At 68.2% G+C, this 18035-nt stretch carries 16 protein-coding genes; 8 read left to right on the top strand and 8 right to left on the bottom strand.

Going from position 1 to position 18035, the window contains the following annotated elements; all coding sequences use genetic code 11:
- The first annotated feature begins 3 nt into the window (after window positions 1-3).
- Window positions 4-831, top strand: coding sequence for a class I SAM-dependent methyltransferase (locus AC1ROD_RS01990; RefSeq protein ID WP_492946585.1), 828 nt, complete (start codon window positions 4-6; stop codon window positions 829-831).
- On the top strand, window positions 828-1991 hold the full coding sequence (locus AC1ROD_RS01985; RefSeq protein ID WP_492946584.1) for an aminotransferase class V-fold PLP-dependent enzyme: 1164 nt from the start codon (window positions 828-830) through the stop codon (window positions 1989-1991). Before AC1ROD_RS01990 ends, AC1ROD_RS01985 begins: the two co-directional genes overlap by 4 nt.
- Before the next feature lie 19 nt (window positions 1992-2010).
- Here the strand turns inward: AC1ROD_RS01985 and AC1ROD_RS01980 are convergent, their stop codons facing one another.
- The gene (locus AC1ROD_RS01980; protein WP_492946583.1) at window positions 2011-2988 is read right to left on the bottom strand and encodes a hypothetical protein; all 978 of its coding nucleotides are present in this window, start codon (window positions 2986-2988) and stop codon (window positions 2011-2013) included.
- Between the two features lie 138 nt (window positions 2989-3126).
- Here AC1ROD_RS01980 and AC1ROD_RS01975 point away from each other — a divergent pair, with 138 nt between their 5' ends.
- A complete protein-coding gene (locus AC1ROD_RS01975) occupies window positions 3127-4128 on the top strand; it encodes an LLM class flavin-dependent oxidoreductase (RefSeq protein WP_492946582.1) in 1002 nt (333 codons plus the stop codon).
- On the opposite strand, the gene AC1ROD_RS01970 is transcribed toward AC1ROD_RS01975, so the two are convergent.
- Together AC1ROD_RS01970 and AC1ROD_RS01965 are read right to left on the bottom strand one after the other, a co-directional pair.
- Window positions 4125-5390, bottom strand: coding sequence for a glycosyltransferase family 4 protein (locus tag AC1ROD_RS01970; RefSeq protein ID WP_492946581.1), 1266 nt, complete (start codon window positions 5388-5390; stop codon window positions 4125-4127). The two genes, AC1ROD_RS01975 and AC1ROD_RS01970, sit on opposite strands and share 4 nt — an antisense overlap.
- A 50-nt stretch (window positions 5391-5440) precedes the next feature.
- On the bottom strand, window positions 5441-6451 hold the full coding sequence (locus AC1ROD_RS01965) for a KpsF/GutQ family sugar-phosphate isomerase (protein WP_492946580.1): 1011 nt from the start codon (window positions 6449-6451) through the stop codon (window positions 5441-5443).
- A 273-nt stretch (window positions 6452-6724) separates the two neighbouring features.
- On the opposite strand from AC1ROD_RS01965, the gene otsB reads away from it, so the two are divergent.
- From otsB to otsA, 3 genes are all read left to right on the top strand, one after another.
- Complete coding sequence (otsB, locus tag AC1ROD_RS01960; protein WP_492946579.1) at window positions 6725-7504, top strand: trehalose-phosphatase; 780 nt, start codon at window positions 6725-6727, stop codon at window positions 7502-7504.
- Entirely contained in the window at window positions 7501-9303 is a 1803-nt protein-coding gene (locus tag AC1ROD_RS01955; RefSeq protein WP_492946578.1) for a glycoside hydrolase family 15 protein, read from the top strand. Before otsB ends, AC1ROD_RS01955 begins: the two co-directional genes overlap by 4 nt.
- 127 nt (window positions 9304-9430) lie before the next feature.
- Window positions 9431-10855 (top strand): alpha,alpha-trehalose-phosphate synthase (UDP-forming), encoded by a 1425-nt coding sequence (otsA, locus tag AC1ROD_RS01950; protein ID WP_492946577.1) that lies wholly within the window; start codon window positions 9431-9433, stop codon window positions 10853-10855.
- Window positions 10856-10861: 6 nt separating this feature from the next.
- Here the strand turns inward: otsA and AC1ROD_RS01945 are convergent, their stop codons facing one another.
- Window positions 10862-11479, bottom strand: coding sequence for a glutathione S-transferase family protein (locus AC1ROD_RS01945; RefSeq protein ID WP_492946576.1), 618 nt, complete (start codon window positions 11477-11479; stop codon window positions 10862-10864).
- Between the two features lie 144 nt (window positions 11480-11623).
- Between AC1ROD_RS01945 and AC1ROD_RS01940 the strand changes: the two genes are divergently transcribed.
- Window positions 11624-12346 (top strand): helix-turn-helix transcriptional regulator, encoded by a 723-nt coding sequence (locus AC1ROD_RS01940; protein WP_492946575.1) that lies wholly within the window; start codon window positions 11624-11626, stop codon window positions 12344-12346.
- A gap of 146 nt (window positions 12347-12492) precedes the next feature.
- Here AC1ROD_RS01940 and AC1ROD_RS01935 read toward each other — a convergent pair whose 3' ends face one another.
- Entirely contained in the window at window positions 12493-13695 is a 1203-nt protein-coding gene (locus AC1ROD_RS01935) for an acetyl-CoA C-acyltransferase (RefSeq protein WP_492946574.1), read from the bottom strand.
- A gap of 165 nt (window positions 13696-13860) precedes the next feature.
- A complete protein-coding gene (locus AC1ROD_RS01930; RefSeq protein ID WP_492946573.1) occupies window positions 13861-14766 on the bottom strand; it encodes an SDR family NAD(P)-dependent oxidoreductase in 906 nt (301 codons plus the stop codon).
- A 227-nt stretch (window positions 14767-14993) separates the two neighbouring features.
- On the opposite strand from AC1ROD_RS01930, the gene AC1ROD_RS01925 reads away from it, so the two are divergent.
- The gene (locus AC1ROD_RS01925) at window positions 14994-16151 is read left to right on the top strand and encodes an OmpA family protein (RefSeq protein ID WP_492946572.1); all 1158 of its coding nucleotides are present in this window, start codon (window positions 14994-14996) and stop codon (window positions 16149-16151) included.
- Between the two features lie 102 nt (window positions 16152-16253).
- Here the strand turns inward: AC1ROD_RS01925 and AC1ROD_RS01920 are convergent, their stop codons facing one another.
- Together AC1ROD_RS01920 and AC1ROD_RS01915 are read right to left on the bottom strand one after the other, a co-directional pair.
- The gene (locus AC1ROD_RS01920) at window positions 16254-17381 is read right to left on the bottom strand and encodes a DegT/DnrJ/EryC1/StrS family aminotransferase (RefSeq protein ID WP_492946571.1); all 1128 of its coding nucleotides are present in this window, start codon (window positions 17379-17381) and stop codon (window positions 16254-16256) included.
- On the bottom strand, window positions 17378-18007 hold the full coding sequence (locus AC1ROD_RS01915; RefSeq protein ID WP_492946570.1) for a NeuD/PglB/VioB family sugar acetyltransferase: 630 nt from the start codon (window positions 18005-18007) through the stop codon (window positions 17378-17380). Before AC1ROD_RS01915 ends, AC1ROD_RS01920 begins: the two co-directional genes overlap by 4 nt.
- Window positions 18008-18035 lie beyond the last annotated feature (28 nt).

The following is an 18035-nucleotide window of genomic DNA, read 5'->3' as shown; positions in this document are numbered from 1 at the left end:
CTGATGGCCGCCCTGCCGTTCGACACGGGCTACTGGAAGTCCACGGGTTCGAACGCCTGGGTGACGCTGCAACCGCTGCTCGACCGGCTGTATCAGCCGATCAGCGACGCTGTTCTGGCTAAGGTTCCCGTGGCTGCGGACGCGCGGGTGCTGGATATCGGCTGCGGCCCCGGCGCGACCACCCTGCAGATGGCGCGCCGCCTGACGGACGGCCTCTGCCTCGGCGTCGATGTGTCCGAGCCCCTGCTGGCGCTGGCGCGCGAGCGGGCGGAGAGAGAGGGTCTGACCACTGCGGACTTCCGGCTGGGCGACGCCCAGACCGCCGTCTTCGATGCGCCTTTCGACGCCCTGATCTCGCGTTTCGGGGTGATGTTCTTCCCCGATCCCGAGGCGGCCTTCGCCAATCTGCGAGGCTCGCTGAAGTCCGGCGGCCGCCTGAGCTTCGCCTGTTGGCGGGGACCGGAAGACAACCCGCTGGCCGGCCTGCCTGATGCCGTCGCCCACCCCCTGATCCCGGACCTGCGATCCCCGCCGACCAGCGGCCCCGGACGGTTCGCCTTCGCCGATCCGGACACGGTTCGGGACATCCTGACCGGCTCGGGCTGGCGCGATGTCGAGATCGTCCCACTGGACGTTCCCACGCCGCTTTCGGTTTCCGAACTCGTCGAGATGTGTCTGAAACTGGGGCCGGTCGGCGCCGCCATGCCCGGACTCGACCAAAACCTCCAAAAGCAGGTCCATGACGCCATGGTCCGACGTGTTGAACAGGAAGCCCGCGACGGCGTCGTGCCGATGACGGCCGCCTGCTGGCTGGTGACGGCGACCGCATGACCTTCAAATCTCTCTTCTCGCGCGCCCTCGCCCTCGATCCGGAACGACTGCATTTCGCGGCGCACAGCCACCACCTCTGGCCCGACGCCTCGTTCGAGGGGCAGGCCCGGGCCTGGGAGGAGGCCAACCGGTTCGCGGACCGGAAGTGGGACCTGATCTTTGGCGAGGTCGTGCCGGAGGCCCAGAAACACATCGCGGCCGAGCTGAACCTGCCGTCGCCCGACACGGTGGTCTTCGCCCCCAACACCCACGACTTCCTGATCCGCATCCTGTCGGGCTTCGAGAAGAAGCCCGTTCGCATCCTGACCAGCGATGGCGAGTTCCATTCCTTCCGCCGTCAGGCCGAGCGCTGGGAGGAGGCCGGGGAGGCCGTCGTCACCCGCATCCCTCTCCTGCCCTATGAGACCTTCGACGACCGGTTCGTGGAGGCCGCACAGGCGGGCGGGCACGATCTGATCCTGGTCAGCCAGGTCTTCTTCAAGACGGGCCTTACCTTCAACCGCATCGCCGATCTGGCGGCGCTCGCCGACCCGGCGGGGCCTTGGGTCGTCATCGACGGCTACCACGGCTTCATGGCCACCCCGACCGATCTGTCGGCGGTCGCGGACCGGATCTTCTACGTCGCCGGCGGCTATAAATACGCCATGAGCGGCGAGGGTGCGGGCTTCCTGCATGCGCCCGACGGCTATTGCCCCCGCCCGGTGATCACCGGCTGGTTCGCCGAGTTCGGCGACCTGATGGGCCGCCCCGAGGACGTCCAGTACCGCGCCGACGGCGGCCGTTTCTGGGGGGCCACCTTCGACGGCACGCCGCTGTATCGCTTCAACGGGGTGCGGCGGATGCTGGAAGAGGCGGGCCTGACCACGGAGGGCGTCTCGGCCCATGCGGGCGCGCTTCAGGCGCGGTTCGCCGAGGCTCTGGCGTCAGGCGAATGCCGCGCGCTGGGCGAGGCGGAGGTGCTCAATCCGGTTGTCGACAACGCCCCTCACGCCCGTTTCCTCGCTCTGAAGCACCCGGACGCCCAGACCTGGCGCGCAGCCCTGCTGGCGGCCAATGTCGTCACTGACGTGCGCGACGACACCATCCGTTTCGGCTTCGGCCTCTATCAGGACGCCGACGACGTCGAGCGGCTGATCGCGATCTGCAAGCGGCTGTTCTGACCGCCTTCGCAGCCTCGGCTTAATAGAATTGGGTGTCTTCCTGAGGCGTCGGCCGGGTCTGGCGCGGGCTGTTCTGGCGCGGCGCGGGACGCGGGCTGGTCTGGGGCGCAGGACGGCTGGTCGTCGTATTCGACGGGGCGGGACGGGCCGGGGCGGCTGACGGCGTCTGGGACGGAGCCGGGACCGGAGCGGCGGGCGTCTGGACCGGCGCGGGCTGGCCGTTCACCGGCGGGATCGGGGGCAGGTTTGGATAGGGCAGGCCCTGAACCTGCGGCTGGACGGTCGGCTGAGCGGTGGGGGCAGGAACCATCGGAACCTCCGGCGCCGGGGCCGGGACGGCCTCGACGGCCTCGGGCGCATCCAGATCGTCGCGGATGAAGGCCCAGGAGCGGCTGTCGGCGCAGGCGCAGGCCTTGAGGAAGCCTTCGCGGTCACGCCAGATCACCAGGGGGAAGGTCGGTTTGACCCCGGCGTCGCGCATCAGGGCGTCGAGCCGCGACATGAACTGCCGCCCGGCCTCGACCACGGCGCTGCGGGCCAGATTGCCGTCGGCCAGTGGAATGCCCGCCGCCGTCCAGTCCTTCGACGGGGTCGCCGTCCAGCGCTGATAGAGGTCCCAGTCCCGGGTCAGCCAAAGCTCGGCCAAGGTGGCGCGCTCGGCCGGGGTCGACTGGGGCGCGCCCTCCCTGTCCGGGCGGGCGAAGAGGATGACGCGGACATCGACGCCCCCGGCCCTCAGCTTCTCCGCCTCCTGCTGCTCATAGGCCCGGGTCGGGGCGCTGTCGCGATAGCCGATGATATAGAGGGGCTGGTCGCCGCCGCCGCCCGGCGAGACCCACGAACTCTCGTCCAGCAGCCGCTGGATCTCGCCCTGGTTCCGCGTGATCGTCACCGGCTGGAAGCGCGCGTAGAAATGGTCGTAGGCGAGGTAGCCGCCAATGGCCAGAACAAGGCCGATGACGACCGCCAGACCGGACCAGATCAGAAAGCGACGCATGCGGCGGGGGGCTCCAGCTTGAGCATTCGGCTCAGGGTAACGCTTAACACCGATTTGCGTCGCATCCGAACACCGGACGGGCGAAGATAGCGCAACAGTCGCTGTTGCGGGGTCGGTCGGCCTCCCCATATCCCCGCCATGACCAAGCTCTCGATCCTCGACCTCGCCCCGGTGCCGCAGGGCTCCGACGTGTCACAGGCCCTGGCCAACAGCATCGATCTGGCCAAAACCGCCGAGCGGCTGGGCTATCACCGCTACTGGCTGGCCGAGCATCACAATATGGCGGGCATCGCCTCGGCGGCGACCTCGGTGGTGATCGGGGCGGTGGCGGCGGCGACGAAGACCATCCGCGTCGGGGCCGGCGGGGTCATGCTGCCCAACCATGCGCCGCTGGTGATCGCCGAGCAGTTCGGAACCCTGAACGCCCTCTATCCGGGCCGGATCGACCTGGGTCTGGGCCGCGCCCCAGGCTCGGATCAGGCCACGGCCCGGGCCCTGCGTCGCACGCTGCAGGGCGACATCGACGCCTTCCCCCAGGACGTGATGGAGCTGCTGCACTGGTTCAAGCCGGCGGAAGAGAACCAGGCCATCCGCGCCAACCCCGGCGAGGGTCAGGCCGTGCCCGTCTGGATCCTCGGCTCCTCAACCTACGGCGCCCAGCTGGCCGCCCATCTGGGCCTGCCCTACGCCTTCGCCAGCCATTTCGCGCCCGGCGACCTGATGAACGCCATCCGCATCTATCGCGAGACCTTCCGGCCGTCGGAATATCTGTCCGAGCCTTACGTCATGGCCGGCTTCAACGTCTTCGCCGCCCCCACCGATGAAGAAGCGAAACTGCTGTTCAGCTCGATGCAGCAGGCCTTCGTCAATTTGCGCTCGGGCCGTCCCGGCAAGCTGCCGCCGCCGGTCGAGAACTATGAGGCCGGTCTGGATGCGGGCGCGCGAGGCATGATCGCACAGGCCCTGTCCTGTTCCGCCGTCGGCTCGCCCGAAACCGTGCGGCAGGGGCTGGAGGCCTTCATCGCCCGCACCGGCGCCGACGAACTGATGATCACCAGCCAGATCTGGTCCCACGCCGACCGCGTGCGGTCGCTGGAAATCCTGGCCGATGTCGGGACGGGACTGGCGAAAGCCGCCTAGGCCCCGGCGGGCTTGAGCCCCAGGGTCCGGGCGACCTCGGCGAAATGGTCGTCCCAGGTCGGGGCGCGATAGGCCGGAGCCTCGGGCTTCTTCAGCGTCGCCCGTTCCAGCGCGGCCAGCCAGCCCAGACCATCCAGCGGATCGATCAGCTCGGCCTGGGGCACCAGTTCGCGGTGCGCCGGAATGTCCGAGGCGATCAGGGGCACGCCCAGGGCGCAGGCCTCGACCGCCGGCAGGTCGAACCCTTCGACCGAGGACGGCGCCACCACAGCCTGGGCGTTCGACATCAGGGTCGCCAAGGTGGTGTCGGGCAGGTTCGACGCCTGATGCACCAGACCCCGCAGATTGGGCGAACGCTCGAGGTGGTCCAGCACCGCCTCGTTCTCCCAGCCATAGCGGCCAACCAGCACCAGACGCGGCGCCTTGTCGCCCATCCGCTCCTCCAGCCGCCGCCAGATGGTCAACAGGAAGGCCAGGTTCTTGCGCGCCTCGATGGTGCCGACGTGCACGAAATAGGGCCGCAGGGTCGGGGCCGTCGGCCGGGCGACCAGACTGGTCTCCAGTCCCAGATGGATGGCGTCGATGGGCGGCGCCTCAAGCCCCTCCTGCTCCGCGAACCGGCGGAGTTCCAGGGCGGTGTAGCGCGAGTTCACCAGAATCCGCGACGCATGTTTGAGCGCGGTCAGGACCCGGACCCGATGCTTGTCGCCGTCCCCGGGACGACAGAATTCCGGATGGGTGATCGGGATCAGATCGTGCAGCAGGACCACGGTGTCCACGCCGTGCGCCCGAAGCGACGACAGGATATCGGGCGTATTCAGACTGGTGTGGCCGACGTTGAAGTAATGACGGCTGGGCGGCAGCTCGGACATCCGGCGGGAACGGAAGAACTGCTTCCACACACGCACCCGGCGGCCGGTGTTGCGGTCGACCTCGTCGGGCGTCGGCGCGGGGCTGAGCACCGATTGGGCGACAGTGCCGTCATCATGCAGGGCGGCCAGAAGGCGTCTTTCGCCCTCTGTGGTCGGCTGGGAGTGCGCGCCGCTCCAGCGGTCTCTCAGCTGTCTGACGCTGTCTCCAAACCAGACCGGGTCCACTGCGACCAGACGATCGTGCTTGCTGCGGACAGGGATCATGCGCACGTCCGGCCGGTCCAGCAACCATTCGGCATAGGCCAGGCAGACGCGGTCCACGCCCGTCGGCGCGCTGCGTTCCGTCCGGCTGACCAGCCGGCTGGCGTCGAACAGGATGTCTTCCGTCATGACGTGATCACCGCGCTCCGAAGGCGCAGCCCCCCACAGACCCGTCTGTCTTACGAAACATAACCCGCCTGCATCAATTCGGCGATATGGACGATAGCGACCGGGCGATCGTTCTCGACGACGAACAGGGTGGCGATCTTGTTGGCCGACAGGAGGTCGACGGCGTCGCTCATTCTCTGGTCGGGCCCGATGATCTTGGGATTGCGGCTCATGATGTCGGCCGCCTTGATGGCGGAGATGTCCTGGGAGAAGGCGCGACGGACGTCGCCGTCGGTGATAATCCCGGCCAGGGTCCCTTCCGGATTGAGCACGGCGACCGCGCCCTTGCGGCCGGCCGTGATGGCCGAAACGACCTCGGAAAAGTCGGCGTCCAACGGCACGCTGGCGGGAGTGGCGTGATTGTCCCCCATCCATTCGCGTACGCTCTGCAGGCTCATGCCCAGCGAACCGCCCGGATGGTGCAGGCCGAAATCGGTGGCGGTGAACTGACGCCGGTCCATCAGCACCATGGCCAGGGCGTCGCCCAGCGCCAGGGTCATCAGGGTCGAGGTGGTCGGGGCCAGGCCGTTGGGGCAGGCCTCGGCGACGCGCGGCATGATCAGGGGCGCCGCCGACATGCGCGCCAGGAAGCTGGAGCTGCGCTGGGTCATGCCGATGACCGGAATGTTGTTGCGCTGGCAGAAGATCAGCGGATCGCGCAGTTCGCGGCTCTCGCCCGAGGCCGAGATGGCCAGAAGGGTGCAGTCCTGGCGCAGCATGCCCAGGTCGCCGTGGCTCATCTCGGCGGGATGGACGAAGAAGGCGTTGGTGCCGGTCGAGGCCAGGGTGGCGGCGATCTTGCCGCCGATATGTCCGGACTTGCCCATGCCGGTCACGACCACATAGCCGGGACGCGACAGGATCACGTCGCAGGCGCGCGCGACTGCGGCGTCGATAGTCCGCTCCAGCGCCTGCAGGGCCTCGATATTGAGCTGGATCACCTCGCGCGCCCGATCCGTCATGGCGGCGATCTGCTCGGGGGTCGAAGGCACGGGCGAAGAAGGCTTGGGATCGGCGGTCATACTGGGTCCTTGCGCGCGTCGCTGCGCCGTCTGGACGGCCCTTCGCGCCTCGCGATGTTGACCGCGAATTGCCCCAATATGGTCTCGGGCACAATGCTACGGAAAGGCGTACCTCCTTGTCCGGGCCGGAAAATCCTGCCCGCATCCCTGCCTGCGTTCCTGTGCGCTCCGATCTCGCCAACCGCGATTTCTCGACAAAGCGCGGGGCCGTCGCCAACCTTTGCCGTCGTGGCGCGTTAGTGACCGCGGGGCTGCCTGACAGATCGAGATCCAATGACGTTCGACGCCGGAACCGCGCTCAAGACCCTTTCGTCCCCGCCGACCGAAGTGCGCAGACTGGCGCTGTTCCTGGACATGGACGGGGTTCTCGCCCCCTTGGCGCCAACGCCCGACGAGGTGGTTCCCGATCCCCGTCGCACCGCGATCCTGCGCCGCCTCGTTGCCGCACTCGACGGACGGCTGGCGATCATCAGCGGCCGCACCCTGTCGGAAATCGACCGGATCACCGAAGCCGCCTCTCCGTCGGCGTCCGGCGTGCACGGCCTGACCATCCGCCGCCGCGACGGCTCGGTCGCGACGCGCGCCGCCGATCCGGCCGTGCGTTCGGTTGTCGCCGCCTTCGACGCCTTCGCCGCGACCCGTCCCGGCGTGATCGTCGAGGACAAGGCCGTCTCCGCCGGCCTCCACTATCGCGGCGCGCCCGAAGCCGCAGAAGCGGCCGAAGCCCTGGCGCGGCGCCTGGCCGGTGAAACCGGCCTTGCCATCCAGCCCGGCGAACTGGTCTTCGAGGTCAAGACACCCGGCACCGACAAGGGCACGGCCCTGACCGCCTTCATGGCCGAGACGCCTTTCAAGGGCGGCGTGCCCGTCATGTTCGGTGACGATCTGACCGACGAACACGCCTTCCGCGCCGCCGAGGCCCTGGGCGGGTTCGGGGTTCTGGTGGGGCCGATGCGCGAGACCACCGCCCGCTACCGGCTGGATGGCGTGCCGGAGGTGCTGGACTGGCTCGAAGCCGTCGCCGCCGAACTCGGTCAGGAGGTCGAGGCATGACCGAGTTGCCGCCGCTCAAGCCGTCCGTCGATCTCGCCCCCATCGGCAACTGTTCGATCAGCGCCCTGATCGACCGGCGCGGGCGCTACGTCTGGGCCTGCGCCCCGCGCATCGACGGCGACCCGGTCTTCTCGGCCCTGATGAACGGCGAGGCGCCCGATCACGGCTTCTGGTCGATCGAACTGGAGGGGCTGAAGCACGTCTCCCAGGCCTATATCCGCAACACCCCGGTCCTGCGCACCGTCCTGACCGCCGAGGACGGGGCCTCGGTCGAGATCATCGACTTCGCGCCGCGCCATCCCAAGCATTCACGCACCTATCGCCCTCTGGCCTTTGGACGCATCGTCCGGCCGCTGGAGGGCTCACCCCGGATCACCGTAAAGCTCAGGCCCTCGGCCGATTGGGGCGCGCGCAGGGCGGAGACCACCCACGGCTCCAACCACATCCGCTACCTGTGCGCCGACGTGACCCTGCGCCTGACCACCGATTGTCCGGTGTCGCACATCCTCGACGAGCGCACCTTCCGGCTGGAGAACCCCCTCGCCTTCTTCCTCGGCCCCGACGAGGGCTATGATCAGGAAGTCGGTCCCGGCGTGGCGGCGACGCTCGACCGCACCGTCGCCTACTGGAAGAACTGGGTCCGCACCCTCTACATCCCGCTCGACTATCAGGATGCGGTCATCCGTTCGGCCATCACCCTCAAGCTCTGCGCCTTCGAGGAAACCGGAGCCATCGTCGCGGCCATGACCACTTCGGTGCCCGAGTTCCCGGAGAGCGGCCGCAACTGGGACTACCGCTACTGCTGGGTCCGCGACGCCTATTACACCGTCCGGGCGCTCAATCGTCTGGGCGCGGTCGATATCCTGGAGAACTACCTCGTCTATCTGCGCAACCTCGTCGATCAGTCGGCGGGCGGCCACGTCCAGCCGGTCTATGGCGTGGGGCTGGAAGAGGACATCGACGAGCGGATCGTGACCTCCGTCGCCGGCTATCGCGGCATGGAGCCGGTGCGGGTGGGCAACCAGGCGCGCGAACACCTTCAGCATGACGTCTACGGACAGATCGTCCTGCCGCTGGTGCAGAGCTTCTACGACACCCGGCTGCTGCGGCCCGGCACGATCGACGACTTCTATGCGCTGGAGAAGGTGGGCGAACGCGCCTTCGCCATGCACGACCAGGTCGATGCTGGCCTGTGGGAGTTCCGCACTATCGCCCGCGTACACACCTATTCCTCGGTGATGTGCTGGGCCGCCTGCGACCGACTGGCCAAGGCCGCCGACCATCTGCACCTGCCGGACCGGGCCAATACCTGGAAGCAGCGCGCGGCGATCATCCGCGAACGGATCGAGCGCGAGACCTTCCTCCCTGAAGAAGGCCGCTTCGGCGCCAGCTTCGGCGGCGACGAACTGGACGCGTCCTTGCTCCAGCTCGTCGATCTCGGCTTCCTCGACCCGATGGATCCGCGTCAGGTCGCGACCTTCAACGCCATCGAGAAGGACCTGAAGAAGGGCCCCTACCTCTTCCGCTATGTCATCCCGGACGACTTCGGCGAGCCGGAGACCGCGTTCAACTTCTGCACCTTCTGGTTCATCGAGGCCCTGCACCAGAACGGCCGCGACGAAGAGGCGCGCGAGATCTTCGAACAGATGCTGTCGCGGCGCACCCACGCGGGCCTGCTGTCGGAGGACATTTCGCTGGGCGACGATGAGCTGTGGGGCAACTATCCGCAGACCTACTCCCTGGTCGGGATCATCAACTGCGCCATCCTGCTCAGCCGGTCGTGGACGGACGTTCGCTAGGCGAAAGACGCTAACTCGCGAGTGAGCAAGGCGGAATCGCGTCAACCCCTCGGGGGTCACAAACAGCCTCGCTTGCCTTCACGATGTTGCGTTGCATCCAAAGCGTGGCGGCGGCGTTCCCTCGGCCATGTCACGTCTAATCGTTGTGTCCAACCGGGTGTCGGCTCCCTCCGATCCGGCCGCGGGCTCGGCCGGGGGTCTCGCCATGGCCCTTTCCGCCGCGCTCAGAAAATATGATGGCCTGTGGTTCGGCTGGTCCGGGGAGACCGTCGAGCAGTTCACCGGCGAGGCCAAGATGGAGGACCGGGCCGGAGTCACCGTCGCCCTGGTCGATCTGGAAGCCCAGGACGTCGACGAATATTATAACGGCTATGCCAACAAGACCCTGTGGCCCCTGTTCCACCACCGGGTCGATCTGACGGCCTATGAGCGGTCCTATGGCGAGGGCTATGAGCGGGTGAACCGCCGCTTCGCGGAGGTGCTTGCGCCCCTGATCCAGCCCGACGACGTCATCTGGATTCACGACTACCACCTGATCCCCATCGCGCGGGACCTGCGTCGGCTGGGGATCACCAACCGGATCGGCTTCTTCCTGCACACCCCCTGGCCGGTGCGTCAGCTGCTGGTCACCCTGCCCCACCATCGCCGGCTGGTGGAATCGCTGTTCGCCTACGACCTGATCGGTTTCCAGACCGAGGAATGGCTCGACCTGTTCCGCGACTATGTCGTGTCCGAGGCGCGCGGCGAGCTGGTCGGCGACGGCGGGCTGGAGGCCTTCGGACGCACGGTCCAGGCGGGCGTCTTCCCCATCGGCATCGATGTTGACGGCTTCATCGCCGCCCGCAACTCGCCCCAGGGCAATCGCACCTACGACCGGATGGCGGCTTCGGCGGCCTTCCGCTCGATGATCGTCGGCGTCGACCGGCTCGACTATTCCAAGGGGCTGGAAGAGCGGATGCTCGGCTATGAGCAATTCCTACACGACAACCCGGCGATCCGGGGCGACGTCTTCCTGGTCCAGGTCACCCCCATCTCACGCGACGAGGTGGACACCTATCAGGACATCCGCGCGCGGCTGGACTCTCTGGCCGGGCGCATCAACGGCGAATACGCCGACATGGACTGGCAGCCGATCCGCTATCTGAACCGGGGCTATCGCCGCGACCAGCTGGCCGGCATCTATCGCGCCGCCCGGGTCGGACTGGTGACGCCCCTGCGCGACGGCATGAATCTGGTGGCCAAGGAATATGTCGCGGCCCAGAATCCGGAAGATCCGGGCGTCCTGATCCTGTCGCGCTTCGCCGGCGCCGCCGAACAGATGGGCGAGGCTCTGCTGGTCAATCCGTTCAGCCGCGAGGAAGTCGCCGAGGCGATCCACAAGGCCCTGACCATGCCGATCGAGGAGCGGATCCGCAAATGGACCGCCCTGATGAAGGTGGTGCGCGACACCGACGTCTCGACCTGGCGCGACGACTTCGTCGGAACCCTGACCTCCATCCCCATCATCGGTAATGGCGACGCGCCCTTTCATCAGGAACAGCACGCCGCCTGAGGCGATTCAGGCGGCCCTGTTCGAGGTGGCGGCGGCGATGTCGCCGTCCCGCGCCATGGCCCGCAGCCGCGCCGGGCGGCTCTCGATCCGGGCGATCCAGGCATCCAGGGTCGGGCTTTCCGGCAGATGGGCGCGGGCCCAGATCAGGGTCGAGCCGATCATGACGTCGGCGGCGGAGAACCGGTCGCCCACCAGATAGGGCGCGCTCCACAACCGGTCGAGCAGGCGATCGACCACATCCTCATAGCGTCGCACCGAATACGGATCGGTCGGCACATGGCCGCCGAGACGCGGGCCCAGCACCGGCTCCATCTCTCCCGCCCCCCAGGCCAGCCAGGTCAGGAACTCGCCCCTGTCGCGATGGCCAACAGGCGCGCCCATTTCCGCCTCAGGGAAGAGGTCGGTCAGATAGAGCGCCACCGCCGCGCATTCGGTGATCAGGGCGCCGTCGTGGATCAGGGCCGGGACCTTGCCGTCCGGGTGCGGATTGGCCGGATCGCGGCCGCCCGAGCCGTCCATCCGGCGGATGTCGCAGTAGCGGATCTCATGATCGGCCCCCAGCTCCTCCATCAGCCAGACAAGGCGCGAGGACCGGGACATCGGAGCGTGGAACAGCGTCAGCATCGAAGTTTCTCCTCCTCCTGCGCTGCATCAGCGCGGTGGAACTTGACTACTGCCACCCTACTGCCAGCATGCTGTCAGCAGCGAAGGTTCAGAAGCGCTCAAGCAGTGAGCGACCGTGTCGCGAACGTAGCGCCCAAGGATGTCATGAGACGCGCCGACCGCCTGTTCCAGATCGTGCAGATGCTGCGCCGTTCGTCCCAGCCGGTGACCGCGGACGCCATCGCCCTGGAGCTCGAGACCTCCAAGCGCAGCGTCTATCGCGACGTCGCCGCCCTGATGGGCCAGAGGGTGCCGATCCGGGGCGAGGCGGGCATCGGCTATGTGCTGGATTCCGGCTTCGACATGCCGCCCCTGATGCTGACCTCCGACGAGATCGAGGCGGCGGTTCTGGGCGCGCAATGGGTGGCCTCGCGCGGCGATCCGGCCCTGGCCCGCGCCGCCCGCGACCTGGTCGCCAAGATCGCCGCCAGCGTGCCCGAACGACTGCGCCCGGTGGTGCTGGAGCCCTCGGTGACCTCGGGTCCGGCTTGGGCGGGAGCGAAGGAAGACCGGCTGGACATGAGTCAGGTGCGGACATGGATCCGCTCGGGCCGCAAGCTGACGCTCGACTATCGCGACGAGCAGGACCGGGCCTCCCTACGCACCGTCTGGCCCTTCCTGATCGGTTATCGCGAAACGGTGCGGCTGCTCATCGCCTGGTGCGAGACGCGGCAGGACTTCCGCACCTTCCGCACCGACCGGGTGGTCGAGGCGACCTTCCTCGACGATCGCTACCCCGAACGCCCGGCCCGGCTGCGCACCCGCTGGCAGGCCAAGATGGATGAGGAGCACAGGCTGTATCTGGAAAGCAAAAACCCTCTCCCATAGGGAGAGGGTTCATGGATCCTCCCCCACTGGGGGAGGGGGACCGCGAAGCGGTGGAGGGGGCCGCCACACGCGCCGGCGTCTGGATCAGCCCCCTCCGTCTCTTCGCTGCGCTTCGAGCCACCTCCCCCAACGGGGGAGGATTTACTTCAGTAGATCTCGAACAGGCCGGCCGCGCCCTGGCCGCCGCCGATGCACATGGTGACGACGCCGTATTTGGCGCCACGGCGCTTGCCCTCGATCAGGACGTGGCCGGTCATCCGGGCGCCCGACATGCCGTAGGGGTGACCGATGGAGATGGCGCCGCCCGAGACGTTCAGACGATCCATCGGAATGCCCAGGGTGTCGGCGCAATAGAGCACCTGCACGGCGAAGGCCTCGTTCAGCTCCCAGATGCCGATATCGTCCATGGTCAGGCCATGGCGCTTGAGCAGCTTGGGCACGGCGTAGATCGGACCGATGCCCATCTCGTCCGGCTCGCAACCGGCGACGACCATGCCCCGATAGGCGCCGAGCGGCTGGAGGCCGTGACGCACGGCCTCGCCGGCCTCCATGATCACCGAAGCCGAGGCGCCGTCCGACAGCTGCGACGCATTGCCGGCGGTGATGAACTCGCCTTGCTGGATCTCCTCGCCGCCGCCAAAGACCGGCTTCAGCGACTGCAGCCCTTCCAGCGTCGTGTCGGCGCGGTTGCCCTCGTCCTTCGACAGGGTGACTTCCTTCGACGACGTCTGGCCGGTCGCCTTGTCCATAACCAGCATGGTCGAGGTCATCGGCACGATCTCGGCGTCGAACCGGCCGGCTTCCTGGGCGGCGGCGGTGCGCTGCTGGGATTGCAGGGCGTATTCGTCCTGACGGTCGCGGCTGATGCCGTAGCGGCGGGCGACCACCTCGGCGGTCTCCAGCATCGACATATAGATGTGGGGCGAGAGCTTGAGCAGCGCCTCGTCCTTCATCCTGTAGAGGTTCATGTGCTGGTTCTGGACCAGCGAAATGGACTCCAGACCGCCGCCGACGGCGACCTTCTGCTGGTCGACGATCACCTGTTTGGCGGCCGTGGCGATGCCCATCAGGCCCGAAGCGCACTGGCGGTCGATGGTCATGCCGGGAACGCTGGACGGCAGGCCGGCGGCCAGGGCGATCTGGCGCGCGACATTGGTGCCGGTCGAACCCTGCTGCAGGGCCGCACCCATGACCACGTCCTCGACTTCGGCCGGATCAATACCCGCGCGGGCCACGGCGTGCTTCACGGCGTGAGCGCCGAGTTGCTGGCCCTGGGTGTCGTTGAACGCGCCGCGATAGGCGCGCCCGATCGGGGTCCGAGCGGTAGAGACGATGACGGCTTCACGCATGATGCTCTCCTGTGCGCTACCGCAGGCGATACGGTCGCCTGCTGCTTGAGCGCGGTTTCCTCTGGTGTCGCCCCCGGCTTCTGCGGCCGGTTCAGCGATCGATGAAATCTCTCTAGAGGCCTGCCGTCACGTCAACGCAAGGCGCCGACGACACGAATGCAGCGATCAGGAATGATGCTTCTGGGCCTTGGTCAGTTCGATCATGCCCTGGGCGGCGCCCATTTCCGGAACGATCTCGCCGGTGCGGTCCGAGATGGCGTCAAACTTCGCGGCGACCTGTTCCAGGGCATCGGGGCCGACGGCGAAATCGCCCTGGGTCATCGTCACATAGGCGCGTTCGAAGCCGCCGGCGCCGGCGCCGAGGATGACACGGGTCGGCGCCTCTTCGGACACCAGATACAGCAGGCCCGGCGAAACCAGCTCCGGCCCCAGGGCCTCCAGCGGCAGGGCGGCGCCCAGGTCCTCGGTCATGCGGGTATGGGCCGTCGGGGCCAGGCAGTTGACCTTGATGTTGTTCTTGGCGCCCTCGATCGACAGGGTCTGCATCAGGCCGACCAGGGCCATCTTGGCCGCGCCATAGTTGGCCTGACCGAAATTGCCATAGAGACCCGACGACGATGTCGTCATCACGATGCGGCCGTAGTTGCGCTCGCGCATCCCGTCCCAGACCGCCTTGGTGCAGTTGACCGCCCCCATCAGGTGGACGTCGACGACGAAGCGGAAGTCTTCCAGCGTCATCTTGGCGAACGACTTGTCGCGCAGGATGCCGGCGTTGTTGATGAGGATATCGACCGAGCCCCATTTGGCGACGGCCGCGTCAACCATGGCCTGGACGGCGACCGGATCGGTGACGGAGGCGCCGTTGGCCATGGCTTCGCCGCCCGCGGCGATGATTTCGGCCACAACCGCTTCCGCCGCCGCCGAGGAGCCGCCCGATCCGTCGCGCGCCGCGCCCAGATCGTTGACCACAACCTTTGCGCCCCGCGCCGCCAAAGCCAGGGCATGCTCGCGACCCAGACCGCCGCCGGCCCCCGTCACGATCGCCACCTTGCCGTCGAACCGGATCGCCATAGTCATTCTCCCGTGAATTTTCCGATCATCTACGCCGGCGCCGTCGCGTAAGCCAAGAGTGTCACTGTCAGGGCCGCGCGCGGGACTATGTGTTGAAACGGCGCCACAGTGGCCACATTCCCGAACGATTATGAGGAACCATCGAAGGTTGGCTTAGTTTGGACCATCGAGCGCCACGCGGAAGCGTCGGCTATCGGCATTTCATTGAGAACGAGGGTCCTAGAAACATGAAGCTGAAACTTCTCGCCAGCGTCGCGGTGGCAGGGCTGTTCGCAGCCGGCGCCGCCTCCGCCGAGCCCGACGGCTGGTACGGCGCGATCGACGCCGGCTACCACCACATGGAAGACGGCATCAACGCCGAATCCCAATCGACCGGCAACAACTTCAACTTTGAAGTGAACGACGGCTGGGCCGCGTTCGCCCGTCTGGGCTACCGGTTCAACCCGAACTGGCGCGTTGAACTGGAAGGCGGCTATCGCTCGGGCGACGTCGGCACCGTTCGCGCCGCTTCGGGCCCCAACGGCGTCTGCAACATCACGCCCGCGACCGGCGGTTGCTACTCGCCGGACGGCGATATCGAATCCACCACCCTGATGGCCAATGTCATCTATGACTTCGGCTGGTCGGGTTGGGGCATCCGCCCGTTCGTCGGCCTCGGCGCCGGTGTGAACCACGTCAACACCGACGTCGTCGGCCGCCTGCGCAACAACCGTCTGATCGGCTTCGTTGCCGACGACAGCTCGACCAAGTTCGCCGCCCAGGCGATCGCCGGTCTGGCCTGGTCCATCTCGGACCGCGCCAACATCGACCTGACCTACCGCTACCTGACGGGTGACGCCGAGTTCGCCTCGACCACCTCCGTCGCGGCCTACAACCAGGGCACGTTCGAAGGCGACTACGACAACAGCCACACCGTGACCCTGGGTCTGCGCTACGCCTTCGGCGCCGAGCCGGCCCCGCCGCCTCCGCCGCCCCCGCCGTATGTCCCGCCGCCCCCGCCGGTGGTGACGCCGCCCCCGCCGCCGCCCCCGCCGGCTCCGGTTCGTCCCGCGCCTCGCCAGTTCGTCGTCTACTTCGACTGGGATCGCTCGGACCTGACCACGGAAGCCCGTTCGGTCATCACGGCGGCCGCCAACTACGCCAAGTCGGGTCAACCGACCCGTATCCTGGTCGTCGGTCACGCCGACACCTCGGGTTCGGCGGCGTACAACATCGGTCTGTCGAACCGCCGCGCCCGCACCACGGCTGACGCCCTGGTCGCTCAAGGCGTTGCCGGCGGCGTGATCTCGCTGGACGGCAAGGGTGAAACCCAGCTGGCCCGCGCCACCGCCGACGGTGTCCGCGAGCCGCTGAACCGCCGCGCCACCATCGACATCAACTTCTAAGTCCCGAGGGGCCTGCTCCGGCAGGCCCCGACGGTCTTCGGATGTCGAAGAGTTTGAAACGCCGGCCCCGCGCAAGCGAGGCCGGCGTTTCTGCGTCTGGAACTAGCCGAGCGTGGCCCGGATCACGTCGCAGACACGATCGATCCCGGCGTCGGTCAGGCCGCTGCCCGAGGGCAGGCACAGGCCCTGGTCGTAGATCCGTTCGGCCACCGCTCCCCCGATCATCGGCGTCTCCGCGAAGACGGGCTGCAGATGCATGGGCTTCCACGCCGGGCGGCTTTCGATATTCACCGCCTCCAGCGCCGCCATCAGCTCCAGCGGCCGGGCCTTCGCCGTCCCCGGCTCCAGCTGGATCACCGTCAGCCAGCGGCTGTGCCGTCGCCCCGGCGCCTCGGGCGCGAAACCCAGACCCGGCAGGTCGCCGAGCGCCGCGAAATAGCGGTCGAAGATGGCCCGACGCCGCGCCACCCGCGCCGGAAGCGAGCCCAGCTGGGCCACGCCCACCGCCGCGGACAGGCTGGACAGGCGATAGTTGAAGCCGACCTCGGTGTGTTCGTAGTGGACGGCCGGCTGCCGCGCCGCGGTGGCCAGATAGCGGGCCCGGGCGATCAGGGCCGCGTCGTTGGACGCCAGCATTCCGCCGCCGCCCGTGGTGATGATCTTGTTGCCGTTGAAGGAATAGGCGGCGGCCAGCGCCCCCTGACCCGCCGGACGACCGTTCAGGGTCGCGCCCACGGCCTCGGCGGAATCCAGAATGACGGGCACGCCCCGGTCGTCAGCGACGGCCCGGATAGCGTCGATGTCGCAGCACTGGCCATAGAGGTCGGCAGGGACGACGGTGCGCACCGTCAGCCCTTGCGCCTCGGCCCGGATGAAGGCGTCCTCCAGCAGGCGCGGATCCAGGTTCCAGCTGTCGGCCTCGACGTCGACGAAGATCGGCGTGGCGCCGGCGTGCAGAATGGGGGCGACCCCGCCGATGAAGGTCAGGCTGGGCGCGATCACCGCGTCGCCGGGCTTCAGCTCCAGCATGGCCAGGGCCAGGTGCAGGGCCGCTGTGCCCGAGGCGACGGCCGTGGCGTGGGCGAGGCCGACCGAGGCGGCGAACTCGCGCTCGAACCGCTCGACCACCGGCCCGACCGAGGACACCCAGCCCGCGTCGTAGGTTTCCAGCAGAAGCCGGCGCTCGGCCTCGCCCATGTCGGGCGCGGAAAGGGGGATGCGTTCGCTCATGATCTCGCCGTCACCCGGGCCGGGGCGCCCATGACCGTCTCGCCGTCGCCGACCGAACGGGTGACCACCGCCCCCGCCCCGACCACGGCGCCGGCCCCGATCTGAAGGCCGGGAAGGATGACGGCGCCCGCCCCGATCAGGGCCGCCTCCCCGACCACCACGTCGCCGGCCAGGACGGCGCCGGGGGCGACATGGGCGAAGTCGCCTATGCGGTTGTCATGCTCGATCACGGCGCCGGTGTTGATGATGGCGTGCCGCCCGACGCGGGCTCCGGTCTGGACCAGGGCGCCCATGCCGATCAGCGCGCCCTCGCCGATCGCGACCTCAGGGGCGAGGCGGGCGTCCGGATGGACCAGGCTGAGCCAGACCGCGCCCGGCCGCGTCCCGGCGATACGCCGCCGCGCCGCGTTCGATCCGATGGCGATATGCAGGGGCAGGTCCGTGCGGCTTTCGTCAGCCTCGACAGCCACTCCGCCCAGCAAACCCCCGATCCGGGCCGGATCGGCGTCGAAAACGGCCTCCAGCGAGAGGCCCAGCCGGGCCAGGGTCGCCGCGACGACGCGCGCATGGCCGCCCGCGCCGATCAGGGCGCAGCCGGTGACGGAAGGGATGGGTTCGGCGCTCACCGGGGCATCTGGACCCGCGGCCTTGATT

This window comes from Brevundimonas sp. GW821-FHT12E07 (assembly GCF_058807035.1).
The sequence above is the reverse complement of the archived record's forward strand: the minus strand, read 5'-3'. Positions and strand labels throughout refer to the sequence as shown.